The following is a 16,654-nucleotide window of genomic DNA, read 5'->3' as shown; positions in this document are numbered from 1 at the left end:
CGTCTTAATGCAGGAAAAAATGCCTTTATCGAGTTATGTTGCAGTCGGCTCCATGCTGTTCGCCCTGTTCTTCGGTGCGGGCAACCTGATTTTTCCGGCACAGCTGGGCCAGCAGGCAGGAGAAAACCTGTGGCCGGCAATCATCGGCTTTCTGGTTACAGGGGTCGGTCTACCGTTTCTCGGTGTCATTGCCATCGGGTATTCCGGCAGCAATCATCTTCAGGAACTGGCGAGCCGTGTCCACCCGCTTTATGGTGTGCTGTTCACATCCATCCTTTACCTGACAATCGGGCCTTTCTTTGCGGCTCCCCGTACAGGGACGGTCGCTTATGAAATCGGAATCGCCCCATACGTGGGTACGGATGCCGGGGGATTGCCGCTCCTCCTGTTTACGTTTATTTTCTTTGCGATTACACTCTGGCTCTCGCTGAACCCGGCCAAGATTGTCGACCGGGTCGGAAAACTTCTGGCGCCCGGGATTGTGGTTCTCCTTGCCATTCTGATCGTCGTGGCAGTCATCCGCCCGATGGGGGACATACAGCCTGCGGCGGAAGCCTATGCGAATGGTGCGTTCACGAAAGGATTTACGGAAGGCTACAATACGATGGATGCAATTGCCGCGCTGGTATTTGCGATCATCGTCGTCAATGCAGTTAAAGCGATGGGCATGAAATCGAAAAAAGCGATTACCGGTGCCACTTTCAAGTCCGGTCTCATTGCCATCCTGCTGCTGGCGGTCCTTTATATGGGAATTGCCTATATCGGTGCCACGAGTGTCCAGCCATACGGCATGTTTGAGACCGGCGGACCGGTTCTCAGCAGTGCCGCCACGCACTATTTCGGATCGGCCGGGACGTTTCTCCTGTCTGTGGTCATCATTCTGGCCTGCCTGACAACCGCAATCGGACTGATCACTGCCAACGGTGAGTATTTCCATTCCCTGTTTCCGAAAATCAGCTACAAGGGATTTGTGTGGATCTTTACGGTGCTTACCTTCACCATCGCCAACTTCGGGCTTTCAAACATCATCAAATTCTCGGTCCCAATGCTGATGCTGCTGTATCCGCTCGCGATTTCGCTACTGATCCTGACGTTTACGTCAAAGCTGTTCCATCATTCACGTGTGGTCTATGTGGCGGCGACCGCCATGGCTCTCTTTATCGGGATCATCGACGGCCTGAAGGCACTTGCGGGATCGCTCGGTACGGAATTCGGCTGGCTCACGCCGGTGGACAAGTTCCTCACGGCCAATCTGCCGCTTTATGCGGACGGCCTCGGCTGGCTGCTTCCGGTCGTTGCGGCGCTGGTCATCACCGGCATCATCGCCCGGCTGGCCGGACCGGACCCCGAAAAGCATCCGAGTCCATAAAAACGAAAAACAACCCGCAGGGAAACTGATTCCCTGCGGGTTGTTTGGTGTAATCTGTTATTGGCCGCGCAGTGCACGGAGTTCTTCGATTGCCGTGAGCCAGTTCTTGGTCATGATGCCATTGACCTTTCCGGCATCCCCGTCCCTCATGGCGCGGATGATGTCGGAGTGCTCTTTGTACGACTGCTCCCGGAGCACGATGGCGTCATGGTAGAAATGGCGCCTTACATGTGCCTGGAGGTTGCCGACAATGCTGGTGATGTACGGATTGCCGGCAACTTCGACGATGATCTGGTGAAATTCTTCATCAATGCGGATGGCGGAAAGTTCATCGCCTCCCCGGATCGCTTCCCCAAAGCGTTCGTTCGTTTCGGTGAGCCGGCCGATGGTTTCATCCGTCAGGTGCGGAATGGCGAGTTCCGCGGAAAGGGCCTGCAGGACAGCAAGCGGCGGAAGCAGGTCATTGATCGCATCCGGATCGATTTCCGTCACCTGGGTGGCCTTGCCGGGATACATCTTTACAAAGCCCTGCGTCTCGAGAAGCTGCAGCGACTCCCGGACCGGTGTCCGGCTGACGCCAAGCGCTTTGGCGATTTCCATGTCATTTAATTTCTCTCCGGGACGGAGCGTCCCGTCGATGATCCAGTTCTGGACCTGATTGAATGCGGTTTCTTTTGCGGTCATGCGGACCGGCTTGGACAGCTCGGTAGGTAGTGGCATGTTCCCGTCCCCCAATCGGAAAACTTCTTTCATCCATTATACATGATACCCAATAAAAGGGGTATACAATATATTGCATCAGCGGAAAAGCTGTTTATTCAGCTAAACGAAGCCTGAAACACAGAAAAAAAAGCCGACTTCCGCTGGAGGCAGCCTGTTTTTCAGGTCAGCCGGCTCCAGCTTTCATCAGCCGAATCGTACTCTTTAATTGGCCCCTCAGCGGACAGGAGATTCCTGTTCATCTTCGGCTGCAGTATCCTGGACAGGCAGCCATTCTTCGGACCATTTCTGGATTTCCAGCATGACCGGTGCAAGGGCACGGCCCTTTTCGGTCAGGCTATATTCAATACGGACAGGGGTTTCCGGGTAGACGTTCCGTGTGACGATGCCGTCCTTTTCCAGCTCCTTCAGCCTCTCCGACAGCAGACGGTTGCTGATGCCGATCGACTCGGTCATCGTGCAGAACCGCTGGGATTCGCCAAGAAGAGAAAAGATGATCAGTGCGTTCCACCGCCGGCTCAGCATTCCGACCGCCTGTTCAAAACGGGGACATAGTTCTGGCTGTACCATATGGCATTCACTCCTTGTAAATATTGTATCACAGGAATTAATCACACGAAAGTAATTCAGTTACTTGAAATAACCTTAAAAATTCGATATGATGGTTACAATTCGTAACTGAGAGGGGAACAACCATAATGACATCTTTCCACGAAGCACCGGCCGTCTATACTGGTGCAGTTTACCTGAATGTGCTTGACCTGGACGCCATGAAGGCATTTTATACAGACATCATCGGTTTCCGTGTCCTGAGCGAGGCGGATGGCCGAATCGAACTGACTGCCGACGGCAAGACGCCATTGCTTGTGCTTGAGAACCGTGAAGGGCTCCATGCGAAGCGGCCGAACCGTGCAGGGCTCTATCACTTCGCCATCCTGCTCCCTTCCCGTGAGGACTTGGGCGCAGCCATCCTTCATTTTATCCAGAAAGGTGTCCGGCTGGGTGCAAGTGACCATTATGTAAGTGAGGCGCTTTATCTGAACGACCCGGAGGGCAACGGGATTGAAGTATACCGTGACCGCCCGGCTGATGAATGGAACTGGAACGACGGACAGGTTGATATGGCCACCGTTGCGCTGGACGGCGACGCTGTTGTCCGTTCCGCACAGGAAGCCGGCCGCACATGGAACGGATTGCCTGAAGAAACCGTTATGGGACACGTCCATCTTCACGTTTCGGACCTTGCCGAAACAGAGCGCTTCTACCGTGAAGGGCTCGGATTCGAAGTGGCTACGTACTACCCGGGCGCACTCTTTATGTCGACGGCGCGCTACCACCATCATCTCGGGCTGAACGTGTGGAACGGAGAGGGTATCCCGGCGCAGGAAAAAGACAGCGCCGGACTCAAAGCCTATACACTCGTCTTCCCGGACGGCGCAGCCGTACTCAAGGCTGCGGAAAAGCTCCGTGCAATCGGCGCGGAAGTAAGTGAAGAAGGCGGACAATCCGTGACCGCGGATCCGTCCGGCAACCGCATCATCCTGCAGGCAGGTGCCTGACCCGAACCGCCCCGAAAGCCGGGGCGGTTTGTTTTTTCGGTTAAATGGCGGAATTTTTCCGCAAGAGAAGGACGGGAAATGCGATTTGTGCATGGAATCGGTTATACTGGGAATAGGATTGGTAGAAAGCAATATAGCAAAGGGGTTCCTATGACTAAGAAACTCTGGTTCCAGGCGGGAGTCGGCATTCTCCTTGCACTGCTCATCATTCATTTTTTCATCGATATCAAAGGCCTGTTCGCGCCGATCGGCATCATCCTGAGGACGATCTTCCTTCCGCTTCTCGTGGGCGGGCTCCTGTTTTATCTGACGGAGCCCGTGCAGCGCTATCTCGAGAAGCGCAATTTCCCGAGATGGGCGAGCATCCTCAGCGTATTCGTGCTGCTGATCGGCGTGTTCTGGGGGCTGTCCGCCATGATCGGGCCGATGATCACAAAGCAGGTCAATTCCTTCACAAACAACCTTCCGCAGATCACGGAAGATGTCCAGGAGAATGTCAGCTACTGGCTGGACCGGCGGGACGAACTTCCGGAATTCATGGAAAACGCGATCGACAATGCCCGCGAACGGGTGAATGAAATCGCCCTGAATCTTGGCGGGGGCATGGTCAACTTCATCACGGGCTTTTTCCAGACCATCTTCATGCTCGTCCTGGCGCCATTTTTCCTTGTGTATATGCTGAAGGACCATGAGCGGTTCATTCCGTTCGTTTCCAAATTCTTCAATGGGAAAAAGAAAAAATTTGTCATCGAAACACTTGAAGAGGTCAACAGGACGATTTCGAACTATGTCCAGGGCCAGATGCTTGTCAGTCTCTGTGTCGGCATCATGCTGCTTATCGGTTATCTCGTCATCGGCCTGGAGTATGCGCTGATTCTGGCGATCTTCGGCCTCTTCATGAACCTCATTCCGTTTATCGGTCCGTGGATCTCAGTTGTTCCGGCGCTTCTCATCGCACTCATCCAGGATCCGAAGCTTGTGATCGGGGTCGGTATCATCATGCTGGTCGCCCAGCAGATCGAAAGCAACTTCATCACGCCGAACATCATGGGCAAGACGCTCGAAATCCACCCGCTCACCGTCATTACGGTCATCCTGGCCGCGGGGAACATCGCCGGATTCGTCGGAGTTCTCCTCGGTGTCCCGCTTTACGCAGTCGGCAAGACGATCATCAAGAACTTTTATAAAGAGAGAAAAGAAATCCGCGAAGCCGCAACAAGCGACGTGGCTGAGGAATAAGCAGATGAAAACCCGCGGCGGTGTCCGCGGGTTTTTTACTCTCCAAAATACAAATGGCGGTGAAACTTACAGCCCGGGTTAAAGGAAGCACCGCAGGAAGGACATGAAGAAGCCCCGCCGAGGTATTCGGCGACGGACATCTCCCGGCCGCAGGCGCCGCAGAGGACAGCATTTTCATTAAACCGTTCTTCCGGCCAGACCGCATGCCCGCCGCAGCCGGATTCCGCATGGCAGGTGTGGCAGGGGAACCATTTCCGGCAACAAAAAAACTTGATCGCAATCCGGTCAGTCTCGCCGTGGTAATGGCGGCACCGGGTTTCTCCATCGATGACCGCGCCGCCCACTTCGTGTCCATGGATGTTCATGGTTAACCCCCCTTCCGAAACAGGTTGACTGATTGTGTTCTCATTATATATGATAAGTTTAGTCAACTAAAATAAAATGAGTTAACCGACGGGGGATGGGACATATGGGAAATGAACGATTAAAAATGATGATTATGGCCGCTCTGTTTGCGGCAATCATGGGGGTCGGGGCGCAAATCATCATCCCGATTCCGCCGGTGCCGTTCACCGCACAGACATTGGCGCTTGCGCTTGCTGCGACGATACTCGGCAAGCGCTACGGAACGCTCGCGGCCGCACTCTATGTATTGATCGGTGCAATCGGCGTCCCGGTGTTCGCAGGGATGAAATCAGGACTTGGCATCCTTCTGGGGCCAACGGGGGGCTATATCCTCAGTTATATTCCGGCGGCGTTCATCATCGGGTGGATTTCAGAAAAGAGCGGATTCCGCATGCCGGCGGTTGTTGCGGCCAATATCATCGGGGCACTGGCCATACTCGTGATCGGCACCGTGTGGCTAAAGTTCATGGGAAGTCTTTCGTGGACAGGCGCCTTTGCCGGAGGTATGCTGCCGTTCATCATCACGGACAGCGTCAAGGCAGTGGCCGCGGCCATCCTGGGTGTCATGGTGAGAAACCGGCTGGCGTCTGCACGGTTGCTGCCGGTACTGCAATAATTGTGTAATTGTATGAACAGGACTGCAGAAAAGAGGGTGACCCCTCTTTTCTGCAGTTTTTGTGTTTTTGTGAACATATTCAATATCCCGGGCGCTTTAAACGAGCATTCTGCAACAATAAATGGATGTTTTGGTATAAACTAATTTACCGCAAGGAACAATTAATTAAGTATATCCAAACAAAATGAGCAGCTTGAAGAAAGAGGAGAGACGAACACATGCAATTGATCGGGATGTCCATTTTGCTCGTGCCGATTCTGATGTTCACATTCGCTCTGGAGGAACGGGGCCGGAAAATGATGAAGCGAATTGAGCAGATGGACAACTTTGGAATAGAGACGGACGCTGTTAAATGGGTGGAGGAAGCGGACGAGGGGGAAAAGTGGTCCAGCAAGGAACTGGCTCTTGGCCTGACCATTTCCCTTGTCGGCTTCGGCAGCTATGTATTCAATATGCTTTTGGGTTAATAGACCGGACGACGGACAAAAGGGCTGGAAGCAGCTCTTTTTTATTTTTGGCATGAATGGATGCCGGTCGTCCTGATGTCTAAATGAACCGGCATGTTCCCATAATGAAATAAAATGCGAATTCAGGGAGGAGTCCGGCAGATGACGGAGTTTCCGGAGATCAGCACAAATATCTGGGATGTCTTTCTCGCCGTTCCGCTGGTGCTCATCTCCACACAGTTGCTGAAAAAAGCCTTGCCGATTCCATCGGCGTTCATCCCTACGATGGCGACCCTGATCGGCCTGTTCATTTCCGTGTTCATCAGCCACAGAGGAGACCTGGCAGCAGGTTTATTTATGGGGGTTCTGTACGGAGCGGCGGCAGTCTCATTCTACGTGTCGAGCAAACTGTCCATACGTGCATACCGGGCACGCTAGATTAGTTCGGCTAAATACGGGAATGAATATAGTGATTTCAGCACAGGAGGGATTACCGATGGAGATGGAGAGAAGTTCGTCAACCGAGCGCTTTCAGCCGATGACGTCCGTGAACAGCGGAGACGGCATCCCGGTCGGCGAAGATCTGTACAGCTACACGAACCAGGTTGTGAACGTCATTTTCTACGGAAAGCCGGGCGTGGGGAATGAGTGGGTGCTGATCGATGCGGGCATGCCGAAGTCCGGCGGCAAGCTCATGGAGGCAGCGGCAGCCCGTTTTGGCGACAACAATCCGCCAAAGGCGATCATCCTGACGCATGCCCATTTCGATCATATCGGCGGACTGATTGACCTGCTCGAGCACTGGGATGTGCCTGTCCATGCCCATCCGCTTGAGATCCCGTACATCACCGGGAAGCGGGATTATCCGGATCCTGACATGACTGTCGAAGGCGGCATGGTGGCGAAAATGTCCAGTATGTTTCCGCATGAGGCGATCGACATCGGCGCGAAGGCAAGGGAACTGCCTTCCGACGGCACGGTCCCCCATATGACCGGATGGCGCTGGATCCATACGCCGGGGCATACCGAGGGCCACGTATCCCTGTTCCGGGAGTCCGACGGGTCGCTCATTGCGGGCGATGCATTCGTTACAGTGAAGCAGGACTCTCTGTACAAAGTGATGACTCAGGAGCTCGAAGTCAGCGGCCCGCCCGTCTACCTGACCCCTGATTGGGTATCGGCTGAGCAGTCGGTGAAGACACTTGCCCAGCTTCAGCCGCAGGCAGCCCTCACCGGACATGGCATCCCGGCAACGGGAGAGTATTTGCAGAATGAACTGGCCGCTCTTGCGGAGCACTTCAAGGAAAAGGCCGTCCCGGACCACGGAAAGTTTGTGGACGGGGAGAAATGATCGAAAATCTGCCCCGCCGGGTATCCGGCGGGGCTTTTATGTTTTGGCCGGGCGGGTATGGAAAACCAATTGTAATTCTCATGAAAGAGGAGCTGGACCGGCAGCACCGGAAAACATTCCTGTTGACTTATATATACCCCCAGTAGTATATTTTAAATACCCAATAGGGTATAAATGATGCGAAAGGGATGAAGACAGAGCATGTTTTTTCAATCGTTTTTTGATGAGCGTCTCGCGCAATACGCCTACCTGGCAGGCTGTCAGCGCACGGGCGAAGCCATTGTCATCGACCCGCCCCGTCATTCGGAAGCCATCGTTGCACGCGCCAAAAAAGAAGGCCTGAGCATCACGGCTGCAGCGGAAACCCATATCCATGCCGACTTCACTTCCGGTGCGCGCCAGCTGGCCGAAGACCTTGGCGCCAAATTGTATTTGCCGGGTGAAGGCGGAGAAGACTGGAGCTACCAATACACAGACGGACTTGATCATGTTCTTCTTAAGGACGGGGAAACGTTCTCTGTCGGGAATATCGACTTCAGAGTCATGCACACGCCGGGCCATACGCCGGAAAGCGTTTCTTATCTTATGACGGACCGCGGGGGCGGCGCAACCGAACCGATGGGCATCTTCACGGGTGACTTCGTCTTTGTCGGAGACATCGGCCGACCGGACCTGCTCGAAAAAGCAGCAGGCATCGCAGACACCGCGGAAAAAGGAGCGGTCCAGATGTTTGACTCGGTCCAGAAGTTTAAACAGCTTCCTGACCATATGATCGTCTGGCCGGGCCACGGCGCAGGTTCCGCATGCGGCAAGTCGCTCGGCGCGGTTCCCCTCACAACAGTCGGCTATGAAAAGCAGTTTAACTGGGCGATGAAGGAAAACGACCGGGATGAGTTTGTGAAGCAATTGCTTGACGGCCAGCCGGAAGCACCGAAATACTTCGCCATGATGAAGAAAGTGAACAAGGAAGGCCCGGAACTTCTGAATCGTGAAGATACCAAGGTGGTTGCAGACGCTGATGAATTCAACCGGCTTCGCGATCAGGACGGCACACTGGTGCTGGATACACGCCTGGCAAAAGATGCAGAGACAGCGCTTGTCAAAGGCTCCATCAATATCCCGTTCAACAAATCCTTCACCAACTGGGCGGGCTGGCTGATCGGATACGACCGGGATCTGCTCGTCATTGCCGAAGAAGGCAAGGAAGAAGAAATCCGTGAAGCACTCGAATCGATCCACTTGGACCGGATCGTTGCATTTGTCCGCCCGGAAACCGCGGTTTCTGCAGCTGAGACGGATTCGTATGAAACACTGACCGTCGAAGAGTTCATGGAAGCGAAAAAAGACGGGAACACGTATGTCCTGGATGTCCGGAACGATTCCGAATGGGATGGCGGCCGTATGTCCGAGGCTACTCATCACTTCCTCGGCCATCTCTGGGACGAGGAGCTGCCGCAGGACAAGGAACTGCTCGTCCACTGCCAGAGCGGTGCGCGCTCCGCGATCGCGGCCAGTATCCTGAAAGCGCGCGGATTTGATAAAGTCTCCCACATGGCAGGCGGATTCGGTGCGTACGAGGGAAAAGGTTATGATACAGTGAAGTAAACCCGACCGCCCGGGCTGGACGGTCCGGAAAGGAGAACAGAAGATGGAATACGATCAGAAAGTCAAAAACCGGATGAGGCGCGTGGAAGGACAGGTCAAGGGCGTCCTTCAGATGATGGAGGAAGGCCGCGACTGCCGTGAAGTCGTCATGCAGCTCCGGGCGATCAAGAGTGCCATCGACCGGACCGTCGGCGTGGTCGTCAGCACCAATCTCGAGGCCTGCGTGCGGGAAAGCATTGAATCAGGCGAGGAAACAAGCGATAAAGTCCAGGAAGCGATCGATCTGCTCGTAAAATCGAACTGATCGTCGCTGAAGGGCTACGAAAGGAAGTCAATCAAATGGAATGGATCATCATCTTGATCATCGTCGCCCTTTTCGCCTGGCGGATGATGCCGGCGAAGGATGTGCGGACCATTGATGCGGCAGGGCTGAAGGACAAGCTCGACGACAAGTCGGTGCAGTTTGTCGATGTCCGGACCCCTGCGGAATACAAAGCCCGACACATCAAGGAATTCAAAAACATCCCGCTGAACACATTGCCGTCCAAAACGGATTCTCTCGATAAGTCCAAAGAGACCGTCGTGATCTGCCAGAGCGGGATGCGGAGCGTTCAGGCGGCGCGGGTTCTCAAGAAAAACGGCTTTGAGAACGTCGTGAATGTCCGCGGCGGCATGGGAGCCTATAACGGGTGAGCGGCGCGGAACTGACGCTTCCGTTCATCCTGATCCTGTTTGCGATCGGGTTTGCCGGCTCATTCATCTCCGGGATGGTCGGAATCGGCGGGTCGATCATCAAATACCCGATGCTCCTCTATATCCCGCCGATGCTCGGCTTTGCGGCCTTCACGGCACATGAAGTCGCGGGCATCAGTGCGGTACAGGTGATCTTCGCCACCATCGTCGGAGTCTGGGCCTACCGGGGCAGCGGCTATCTGAACAAAAAACTGATTATCGTCATGGGCGCGGCCATTCTGGCCGGCAGCTTTATCGGAGGGTTCGGTTCCTCGGGCATGAGCGAAATGACGGTCAATGTCGTCTACGGGATTCTCGCAGCCATTGCTGCCGTCATGATGTTCATCCCGAAAAAGGAAGTGCCGGACATGCCGGCGGAAGACGTGTCGTTTTCGGTTCCGCTGGCGGCAGTGCTCGCGTTTATCGTGGGCATCGGTGCCGGCATCGTCGGAGCCGCCGGTTCATTCCTGCTGGTTCCGATCATGCTGACGGTGCTGAACATCCCGACACGGATGACCATCGCGACATCACTTGCGATCACGTTCATCTCGTCGATCGGCTCGACCGCCGGCAAGGTGTTTACCGGACAGGTCCTGCTCTGGCCGGCGGTCATCATGATCGTGGCAAGCCTGATTGCCGCACCGCTCGGAGCGAAGGCAGGCCAGAAAATGAACACGAAAGTTCTCAAGTGGATTCTGGCAATTCTCATTGCAGCGACCGCCATCAATATCTGGCGCGATTTGTTCATGCAGATGTTGTGAGCATATATTTTTTTAATGAAATAAATACCCATACGGGTAACTGTATATTAGGAGGAACTCATCGATGAAAGTAGCCATCATCGCAGCAAACGGCGGACTGTTCGACGCCTACAAAGTATTTAATATCGCAACCGCGGCAGCGGCAACTGACGGGGAAGTCGAGATCTTCTTCACGTTCGAAGGGTTGAACCTGATTCATCGGGAAGGCGTGAAGCAGCTGCCGATGCCGGAAGGCAAGGAGCACTTCGCGGAAGGATTCGCGAATGCGAATGTCCCTTCAGTCGAAGAACTCGTCGGCATGGCGCAGGAACTCGGCGTCAAATTCATCGCCTGCCAGATGACGATGGACGTCATGGGCCTCAAGAAAGAGAATTTCACGGACGGCACGGAAGTCGGCGGAGCGGTGACGTTCCTGGGTTACGCGAAAGACGCGGATATCACACTGACGTTCTGATTCAGGGACTACAGTAAAGATTAATTGAGTGCTCAGGAGGGAATGCAAAAATGGAAAACGTAGCGAAAACATTGGACGCAAAAGGGCTCGCGTGCCCGATGCCGGTCGTCCGGACGAAAAAAGCGATTGAAGAGCTGTCGGCCGGAGAAATACTTGAAGTAGTGGTGACCGACCGCGGATCGATCGCGGACATTCCCGTATGGGCAAAGAACACAGGACACGAATACCTGGAACTGGTCAAAGAAGGCGATGTGCTGAAGCACTATGTCCGCAAAGGCGGAGAACAGGCACCAGACAAGGAGGAATCGAAATTGAAAACCATCACGAATGAAGAATACCTTGAAATCGCAGATAAAGGCCCGGTCACGCTGATCGACGTCCGCGAACCGGATGAGTTCGCGGCAGGCCACGCGCCGGGAGCGAAAAACATTCCGCTCGGACAGGTTGAACAGCGTGCGGATGAAATCCCGGCAGAAGGCGATGTCTACATCATGTGCCGCTCCGGCGGCCGTGCAGGCATGGCATGCGACACGCTCGGAACACTCGGACGCAAGAACCTGATCCGTGTGGCACCGGGCATGGGCGACTGGGACGGCCCGGTCGAGTCATAACAGAATCATCAGGACGGCAACGGAACTGCTCCGTTGCCGTCTTTTTACATATGCAGGAAGACGCAGAACCCTCAGGTTAACATTAGGTTGATTCACCCCTAACATTAGATCAATTCCGTGCTACAATGGGAGGTGGAGAATGACTAACATAAGCAATCAACCGGAAAGAGGAGGACCCATGGTTAAATACATAGGAGATGTCACGAAAGAATTCGGCATTGAATCTCACACACTGCGCAACTGGGAAGACCGCGGCCTCATCGGGGACGTGGAGCAGGATTTCGTCCATGGCCGCATGTACAATGAGGAGCAGATCGAGCGGATCAGGACCATCCAGGAAGTCATCAACGCCCAGCGTGAAAAGGGCATGAAGCGGACCGACTACCGGGAAGTGGAAGACGTCCTGCTGGACCGGTTCGGGGGCCTCGTCGTGGAGCGCCAGGAAAACATTCCGGCCACCCCGGAAACATTCATCAACCTGCTGAAGAAACTGGAGAAGCAGGAGCAGGCCAATGAGCAGCTGAAAGAGCTGCTGATGACGATGGCGAAAAGCCAGGTGGAAGGAAACGACCGGATCCACCAGGCACTCATCGAGAACACGGCCAAACAGGAAGAAGAGATGAAGGAGATCCGTGAAGTCCGGGAAATGATCGGCAAGCTGAACAAGGAGCTTCCTGCGCGCACAAGCGAAGCGTTGCGCAGCAAAAGCCTGCCGGAGGCGCCGGCCATCTCCAAGGAACAGGCGGATACCGTCATCAAGGAAAACCAGTCACTCAAGCAGGAAGTCCAGCTGATGAAGAAAGTGCTGGATGAAGTCCTGCTCCAGATCGAGGAAGACCGGGAAAAGCAGGCGGGCATGATTGCCGCGCAGGCGGAGGAACCGAAAAAAGGATTTTTTGCGAGGATTTTCGGATAATAGAGAAAGGAGCGGTATGGTGAGATGAATCCATACCGCTCTTTTTTTCGTAGAGAGAAAGAATACACCGCGGCTCCGCCGGCCGCAGCAAAGGGGAATCGGAATGATTGCAGACATGTATCGGCGCCGCATGATTGGTTCTGGCTGGGCATCCTCCGGCTGTTTTCTCATAGCGGGTATGCTCTTTCTGATCTGGCGGCCACGCACATCAGATGACTGGCTTGCGTTTAGTGCAATCCTGCTCGCTGGGGCGGCATTGGCCGCCGGATCCGTGATAAACCGGAGTAAATATGAAAAGGTGAAAAATCTCCAAATCCCTGAGGAATCTGTTCCTCTGAAAGAATGGGGTCATATGGTCATCAAGCGGGACCTTGCCTTCTTGCCGCAACTGTTGCTGTTTCATAAGGATGGCCGCCTGGTCGGGACAGTCCGTGCGATCAAACCGCCATTATACATACTTCCGCTGAGCGTACTGCTGAAGGACTCCCTGATTTTCCTTTTTCCTCTGAATTACGAAATTCAGTCGCCGGACGGCCGTACGCTGCTGACATTGCGGAGAAGAGGGCTGAAGCAGTCGGTCGTCACCATATTGGATACGGACGGAAAGACACTCGGCAAATATGTTCAGGAGGACTTTAAAAGCCTCATCAACGTGAGCGGCATGCTATATGGTCCGCGGGAAGATCGGATTCTCTCCGTGAAAGTAAAAGGCTTATCGGGTGATTTAGTCATCAGCGGGGAGGATGGTATTCCTTTGGCGCGTTTCGCGAACGGTTTTTTCCCGCACGACAATACGGAGCTGTTCCGTGATTTCGATAATGATATCGTCCATCTATCGGAAGACCTGGCGGAAGACAGAAAAAAGCTTCTGATTGGGACCGTCAGTTACCTGTTCCTTGAGCGGAGCAAATAACTTACCGCTTCAGCGGGCAATAGCCGCACTGCATGAGGCCCGGAACATCCTTTGAATGGCAGCACGTCGTTCGGACAGTCGTATTGAGCAGGAGTGACGGATGTGAGCCCCGGAGATACTTGGCGAAGAGGGGTTCCTTTGCAAGCCCCTCCCATGTCCGGGCGTCTTTCAGGATTTCCATGACAGACTCGGCCTCTTCTGCTGTCCCCGGGTCTGACAGAAGGACATGCAGATGATAGAGCAGGAAGCCGAACAGATTTTCCCAGTGGGTAAGTGAGGGGACTGCCGAGACCTGCCGGAGTGCGTCGGATACCTCTTTGACGTAGTTCCTCAGAAGGTCCCGGACGATTTCTGTCCGGTCTGCTTCGTCTGCCATGACGTAGTCGCCGCCCGAAAGGAACGTGCTGACGGAAAGCTTGCCGTATTCTTCGGCGGCACCAAATTGCAGGGCATCATCCGGCCCGTTCCAAACTTCTTCATAAACCGTCAGTGCATACAGCTGCATCGCCGTGAACATCCCGATCCGCCTGGTGAAATAGGAGGCCGCGACGGCCGGGTTGTCAGCGCCGCTTACGGCACGCACAAGCCGCAAAGCACTTTCCGGGTCGGATTTCAGTGTTTTTAGGGTAAACAGGGGGTGTGCGGGTTCACCTATGTAGATACTGTAGCTATTCAGTTGGCGGGTCATTTCATAAGTCAGGTTCATCATACCGCTAGTATACCGTACCGGGCCGGGGTTCCGGAATGCGTCTGCCAATCCGGTGTGCTATCTTGAAACTATTCAGAAAGGGGGCGGCCGGCATGCGATTGGCCATCATGACCGTGGGGAAGACACATAGCGGGAAAACCACATTTGCAAACCAGCTGGCAGAAGCGCTCACTGGCTCGGTTGTCATTGACCAGGATCTGCAGGCGGAATTTCTGAACCGGAATTATCCGGAACTTCTTCCGGATAAGGGACCCAACACGATTAAATACGCCCTGACGCAGACATTGGTCGAACACGCCATCCGCCATACAGGCCGCCATCTCATCATTTCCAACTCAAATCTGGGTCAGGAAGCCCGGATGGAGTGGCTGGACTATTACAGGAGACATGGCTTCACGACGGTTCTTGTCTTCTTCAATATTCCCGAGGATCATCTCCGCATCCGCATCAGGGAAAGCGGCAGGAGTACGAAGATCTTCCGGGTCAGCCGGACCTTCGATGAAGTCCTTGACCGGCAGAATGCGGCTTATCCCGCTGCCACTCCGGACGAAGGTGATGCTGACCATCTGTTTACTGTCCGTCTGCCCGAAAATACGGAAACAATCATCAAGCGGATTGCCGGGCTTGCTGCCGGGGAACGGGGGACAGACGATGAAGATTCTTGTTGACGCGGATGGCTGCCCGGTTGTGGACGAAACGATCCGCACCGCGGGGAAGCATGGCGTACCGGTCACCTTGCTGTGCGATACCGCGCATGAAATGCACCGGGACGGCGCAGAGACGGTCATCGTCTCCAAAGGTGCCGATGCAGTGGACTTTCTTCTTGTGAACCGGGTGAGCCCCGGAGACATCGTCGTGACCCAGGACTATGGCCTTGCCGCCATGGTACTGGCCAAAGGCGGACGGCCGATCGACCAGAACGGCCGTCTCTATACGGAAGACAATATCGACGGCCTGCTCATGAGCCGGTACGTTTCGAAGAAAGTGCGCGAGGCGGGCGGACGCATGAAGGGGCCGAAAAAACGAAGGCCCGAAGCAGATCTCCGGTTTGAGAAGAATTTAGATGCGTTGCTTTCGGGGATTTCCGGAAAAGCGGCACTCGAGGAAAGGAACGATGAGTAAATGGCTTTTGTCTGGTTTATCCTGGCCGCCGCCGTCACTGTTTTCGCGGCGATCAAGCTTTCCAATTACGCGGATGTGCTTTCGACAAAAACGGCGATGGGAGGCCTTCTTGTCGGTACGCTCCTTCTTGCAGGGGCGACGTCGCTTCCCGAAGTGACGACAAGCGTATCCGCAGTTCTGATCGGCAACCCCGACATTGCGATCGGAAACGTGGTCGGGTCCAATATGTTCAACCTGTTCATCTTTGCCTGTTTCGATCTGGCCTACCGCAGGCATCATCTGCTTGAGCTGGCTGGCCGGAACCACCTGTACACGGCCGGAACCGGCCTCGTCCTCATGGCGGTGACGTATCTGTCGCTTCAGTTCCGTCCGGAATGGGAAGTGTTCGGCGTCGGACTGGACTCGATCGCGCTTGTGATTCTGTACGCAATCGGAATGGTGGTCGTCGGACGCATTTCCAGAAACGAAGCACCGACACCTGCTGTCCCGGTGCCCGACACCGCTGTCACTTCCGATGAAGGCGTAGACGATGGCATCACCGTCCGCCGCGCCGTGATCGGCTTCTCCCTTGCGGCGCTGGTCATTATGGGTGCCGGTACCGTCCTGTCAATTATGGGCGACCGGATCGCAGTGATCACCGGTCTCGGATCGAGCTTTGTCGGCAGTTTCCTGATTGCCGCGACCACGTCGCTTCCCGAGGCGGTTTCGGTCTTTGTCGCGCTCCGGGCGAGGAACGTCAATCTCGCCCTCGGATCGATTCTCGGGAGCAACATGTTCAACATGCTCATCATTTTCCTGTCCGATCTGTTTTATCGCGATGGGGCGGTCCTCTCGGTTGCGGACCCGTCCCACCGGATCACCGCGCTGGTCGTCATGGCGCTTTCCGCAGTCCTGCTTCTGGCCATTGCGAGGAAAAAGACCGCATCCCATGCCGCTTACATGGTGCCGTCCATCCTGATTGTCATCGGCTATTTTATCGCCTCTTATCTCATGTTCCAGGGATGAGTGGAAGAAAAATCCGGGTATAGAGTCTAAGAGATCCTCCCGGCGGCCATGATAGGGACAGACGCGGTTCTTGCCGCGCCTAAACATTCATCCGCAGGGAGATGCAAATCTTCTTGGAGAG

General features: G+C 54.7%; 22 protein-coding genes. 18 read left to right on the top strand and 4 right to left on the bottom strand.

Going from position 1 to position 16,654, the window contains the following annotated elements:
• Positions 1-7: 7 nt before the first annotated feature.
• Positions 8-1,369: a branched-chain amino acid transport system II carrier protein gene (gene brnQ, locus C772_RS09300; protein WP_008299456.1), complete on the top strand. Its 1,362-nt coding sequence runs from the start codon at positions 8-10 to the stop codon at positions 1,367-1,369.
• 57 nt (positions 1,370-1,426) lie between these two features.
• Here brnQ and C772_RS09295 read toward each other — a convergent pair whose 3' ends face one another.
• Complete coding sequence (locus C772_RS09295) at positions 1,427-2,089, bottom strand: GntR family transcriptional regulator (protein ID WP_008299454.1); 663 nt, start codon at positions 2,087-2,089, stop codon at positions 1,427-1,429.
• Between the two features lie 216 nt (positions 2,090-2,305).
• Positions 2,306-2,659: a winged helix-turn-helix transcriptional regulator gene (locus C772_RS09290; protein ID WP_008299452.1), complete on the bottom strand. Its 354-nt coding sequence runs from the start codon at positions 2,657-2,659 to the stop codon at positions 2,306-2,308.
• Positions 2,660-2,787: 128 nt separating this feature from the next.
• On the opposite strand from C772_RS09290, the gene C772_RS09285 reads away from it, so the two are divergent.
• Both C772_RS09285 and C772_RS09280 read left to right on the top strand, forming a co-directional pair.
• Positions 2,788-3,648, top strand: coding sequence for a VOC family protein (locus tag C772_RS09285; protein WP_008299450.1), 861 nt, complete (start codon positions 2,788-2,790; stop codon positions 3,646-3,648).
• 150 nt (positions 3,649-3,798) lie between these two features.
• Positions 3,799-4,887: an AI-2E family transporter gene (locus C772_RS09280; protein WP_035001939.1), complete on the top strand. Its 1,089-nt coding sequence runs from the start codon at positions 3,799-3,801 to the stop codon at positions 4,885-4,887.
• Between the two features lie 35 nt (positions 4,888-4,922).
• On the opposite strand, the gene C772_RS09275 is transcribed toward C772_RS09280, so the two are convergent.
• Positions 4,923-5,252, bottom strand: a complete 330-nt coding sequence (locus C772_RS09275) for a CHY zinc finger protein (protein WP_008299446.1) — start codon at positions 5,250-5,252, stop codon at positions 4,923-4,925.
• Between the two features lie 104 nt (positions 5,253-5,356).
• On the opposite strand from C772_RS09275, the gene C772_RS09270 reads away from it, so the two are divergent.
• From C772_RS09270 to C772_RS09215, 12 genes are all read left to right on the top strand, one after another.
• The gene (locus tag C772_RS09270; protein ID WP_008299444.1) at positions 5,357-5,908 is read left to right on the top strand and encodes a biotin transporter BioY; all 552 of its coding nucleotides are present in this window, start codon (positions 5,357-5,359) and stop codon (positions 5,906-5,908) included.
• A 218-nt stretch (positions 5,909-6,126) separates the two neighbouring features.
• The gene (locus C772_RS09265; protein ID WP_008299442.1) at positions 6,127-6,375 is read left to right on the top strand and encodes a hypothetical protein; all 249 of its coding nucleotides are present in this window, start codon (positions 6,127-6,129) and stop codon (positions 6,373-6,375) included.
• Positions 6,376-6,516: 141 nt separating this feature from the next.
• Positions 6,517-6,792, top strand: coding sequence for a hypothetical protein (locus C772_RS09260; protein ID WP_008299440.1), 276 nt, complete (start codon positions 6,517-6,519; stop codon positions 6,790-6,792).
• Positions 6,793-6,856: 64 nt separating this feature from the next.
• A complete protein-coding gene (locus tag C772_RS09255; protein ID WP_035001987.1) occupies positions 6,857-7,705 on the top strand; it encodes an MBL fold metallo-hydrolase in 849 nt (282 codons plus the stop codon).
• Between the two features lie 201 nt (positions 7,706-7,906).
• Entirely contained in the window at positions 7,907-9,310 is a 1,404-nt protein-coding gene (locus tag C772_RS09250; RefSeq protein WP_008299434.1) for an MBL fold metallo-hydrolase, read from the top strand.
• Between the two features lie 43 nt (positions 9,311-9,353).
• Positions 9,354-9,614 (top strand): metal-sensitive transcriptional regulator, encoded by a 261-nt coding sequence (locus tag C772_RS09245; protein WP_008299432.1) that lies wholly within the window; start codon positions 9,354-9,356, stop codon positions 9,612-9,614.
• Positions 9,615-9,649: 35 nt separating this feature from the next.
• Positions 9,650-10,003 carry a rhodanese-like domain-containing protein gene (locus C772_RS09240; protein WP_008299430.1) on the top strand — a complete coding sequence of 118 codons (354 nt, stop codon included), beginning with the start codon at positions 9,650-9,652 and terminating at the stop codon, positions 10,001-10,003.
• Positions 10,000-10,803 carry a sulfite exporter TauE/SafE family protein gene (locus C772_RS09235; RefSeq protein ID WP_008299428.1) on the top strand — a complete coding sequence of 268 codons (804 nt, stop codon included), beginning with the start codon at positions 10,000-10,002 and terminating at the stop codon, positions 10,801-10,803. The genes C772_RS09240 and C772_RS09235 overlap by 4 nt, the downstream gene beginning before the upstream one ends.
• A 64-nt stretch (positions 10,804-10,867) precedes the next feature.
• A complete protein-coding gene (locus C772_RS09230; RefSeq protein WP_008299426.1) occupies positions 10,868-11,257 on the top strand; it encodes a DsrE/DsrF/DrsH-like family protein in 390 nt (129 codons plus the stop codon).
• Between the two features lie 50 nt (positions 11,258-11,307).
• Positions 11,308-11,868 (top strand): sulfurtransferase TusA family protein, encoded by a 561-nt coding sequence (locus tag C772_RS09225; protein ID WP_008299423.1) that lies wholly within the window; start codon positions 11,308-11,310, stop codon positions 11,866-11,868.
• 178 nt (positions 11,869-12,046) lie between these two features.
• Positions 12,047-12,784, top strand: coding sequence for a MerR family transcriptional regulator (locus tag C772_RS09220; protein ID WP_008299421.1), 738 nt, complete (start codon positions 12,047-12,049; stop codon positions 12,782-12,784).
• 352 nt (positions 12,785-13,136) lie between these two features.
• Complete coding sequence (locus C772_RS09215) at positions 13,137-13,697, top strand: hypothetical protein (protein ID WP_152419746.1); 561 nt, start codon at positions 13,137-13,139, stop codon at positions 13,695-13,697.
• A gap of 1 nt (position 13,698) precedes the next feature.
• On the opposite strand, the gene C772_RS09210 is transcribed toward C772_RS09215, so the two are convergent.
• A complete protein-coding gene (locus tag C772_RS09210; RefSeq protein WP_035001935.1) occupies positions 13,699-14,406 on the bottom strand; it encodes a hypothetical protein in 708 nt (235 codons plus the stop codon).
• A gap of 92 nt (positions 14,407-14,498) precedes the next feature.
• Here C772_RS09210 and C772_RS09205 point away from each other — a divergent pair, with 92 nt between their 5' ends.
• Genes C772_RS09205 through C772_RS09195 form a run of 3 tightly spaced genes read left to right on the top strand, consistent with a single transcriptional unit; the run spans position 14,499 to position 16,533 of the window.
• A complete protein-coding gene (locus C772_RS09205) occupies positions 14,499-15,074 on the top strand; it encodes an ATP-binding protein (protein WP_008299414.1) in 576 nt (191 codons plus the stop codon).
• The gene (locus C772_RS09200) at positions 15,058-15,528 is read left to right on the top strand and encodes a YaiI/YqxD family protein (RefSeq protein ID WP_035001933.1); all 471 of its coding nucleotides are present in this window, start codon (positions 15,058-15,060) and stop codon (positions 15,526-15,528) included. Before C772_RS09205 ends, C772_RS09200 begins: the two co-directional genes overlap by 17 nt.
• Positions 15,529-16,533, top strand: a complete 1,005-nt coding sequence (locus tag C772_RS09195) for a sodium:calcium antiporter (protein ID WP_008299408.1) — start codon at positions 15,529-15,531, stop codon at positions 16,531-16,533.
• Positions 16,534-16,654 lie beyond the last annotated feature (121 nt).

This window comes from Bhargavaea cecembensis DSE10 (genome assembly GCF_000348905.1).
Taxonomy (GTDB): domain Bacteria; phylum Bacillota; class Bacilli; order Bacillales_A; family Planococcaceae; genus Bhargavaea; species Bhargavaea cecembensis.
Note: the sequence above shows the minus strand (reverse complement) of the source record. Positions and strands in the feature narration are given on the sequence as shown.

Bases quoted from the DNA above. Each gene is read 5' to 3' on its own strand.
- C772_RS09195 (WP_008299408.1), top strand. From the start codon at position 15,529: ATGGCTTTTGTCTGGTTTATCCTGGCCGCCGCCGTCACTGTTTTCGCG.
- C772_RS09250 (WP_008299434.1), top strand. From the start codon at position 7,907: ATGTTTTTTCAATCGTTTTTTGATGAGCGTCTCGCGCAATACGCCTAC.
- C772_RS09230 (WP_008299426.1), top strand. From the start codon at position 10,868: ATGAAAGTAGCCATCATCGCAGCAAACGGCGGACTGTTCGACGCCTAC.
- brnQ (WP_008299456.1), top strand. From the start codon at position 8: ATGCAGGAAAAAATGCCTTTATCGAGTTATGTTGCAGTCGGCTCCATG.
- C772_RS09255 (WP_035001987.1), top strand. From the start codon at position 6,857: ATGGAGAGAAGTTCGTCAACCGAGCGCTTTCAGCCGATGACGTCCGTG.
- C772_RS09290 (WP_008299452.1), bottom strand. From the start codon at position 2,659: ATGGTACAGCCAGAACTATGTCCCCGTTTTGAACAGGCGGTCGGAATG.
- C772_RS09260 (WP_008299440.1), top strand. From the start codon at position 6,517: ATGACGGAGTTTCCGGAGATCAGCACAAATATCTGGGATGTCTTTCTC.
- C772_RS09275 (WP_008299446.1), bottom strand. From the start codon at position 5,252: ATGAACATCCATGGACACGAAGTGGGCGGCGCGGTCATCGATGGAGAA.
- C772_RS09200 (WP_035001933.1), top strand. From the start codon at position 15,058: ATGAAGATTCTTGTTGACGCGGATGGCTGCCCGGTTGTGGACGAAACG.
- C772_RS09225 (WP_008299423.1), top strand. From the start codon at position 11,308: ATGGAAAACGTAGCGAAAACATTGGACGCAAAAGGGCTCGCGTGCCCG.
- C772_RS09210 (WP_035001935.1), bottom strand. From the start codon at position 14,406: ATGATGAACCTGACTTATGAAATGACCCGCCAACTGAATAGCTACAGT.
- C772_RS09295 (WP_008299454.1), bottom strand. From the start codon at position 2,089: ATGCCACTACCTACCGAGCTGTCCAAGCCGGTCCGCATGACCGCAAAA.
- C772_RS09285 (WP_008299450.1), top strand. From the start codon at position 2,788: ATGACATCTTTCCACGAAGCACCGGCCGTCTATACTGGTGCAGTTTAC.
- C772_RS09240 (WP_008299430.1), top strand. From the start codon at position 9,650: ATGGAATGGATCATCATCTTGATCATCGTCGCCCTTTTCGCCTGGCGG.
- C772_RS09245 (WP_008299432.1), top strand. From the start codon at position 9,354: ATGGAATACGATCAGAAAGTCAAAAACCGGATGAGGCGCGTGGAAGGA.
- C772_RS09215 (WP_152419746.1), top strand. From the start codon at position 13,137: ATGGTCATCAAGCGGGACCTTGCCTTCTTGCCGCAACTGTTGCTGTTT.
- C772_RS09270 (WP_008299444.1), top strand. From the start codon at position 5,357: ATGGGAAATGAACGATTAAAAATGATGATTATGGCCGCTCTGTTTGCG.
- C772_RS09280 (WP_035001939.1), top strand. From the start codon at position 3,799: ATGACTAAGAAACTCTGGTTCCAGGCGGGAGTCGGCATTCTCCTTGCA.
- C772_RS09265 (WP_008299442.1), top strand. From the start codon at position 6,127: ATGCAATTGATCGGGATGTCCATTTTGCTCGTGCCGATTCTGATGTTC.
- C772_RS09205 (WP_008299414.1), top strand. From the start codon at position 14,499: ATGCGATTGGCCATCATGACCGTGGGGAAGACACATAGCGGGAAAACC.
- C772_RS09220 (WP_008299421.1), top strand. From the start codon at position 12,047: ATGGTTAAATACATAGGAGATGTCACGAAAGAATTCGGCATTGAATCT.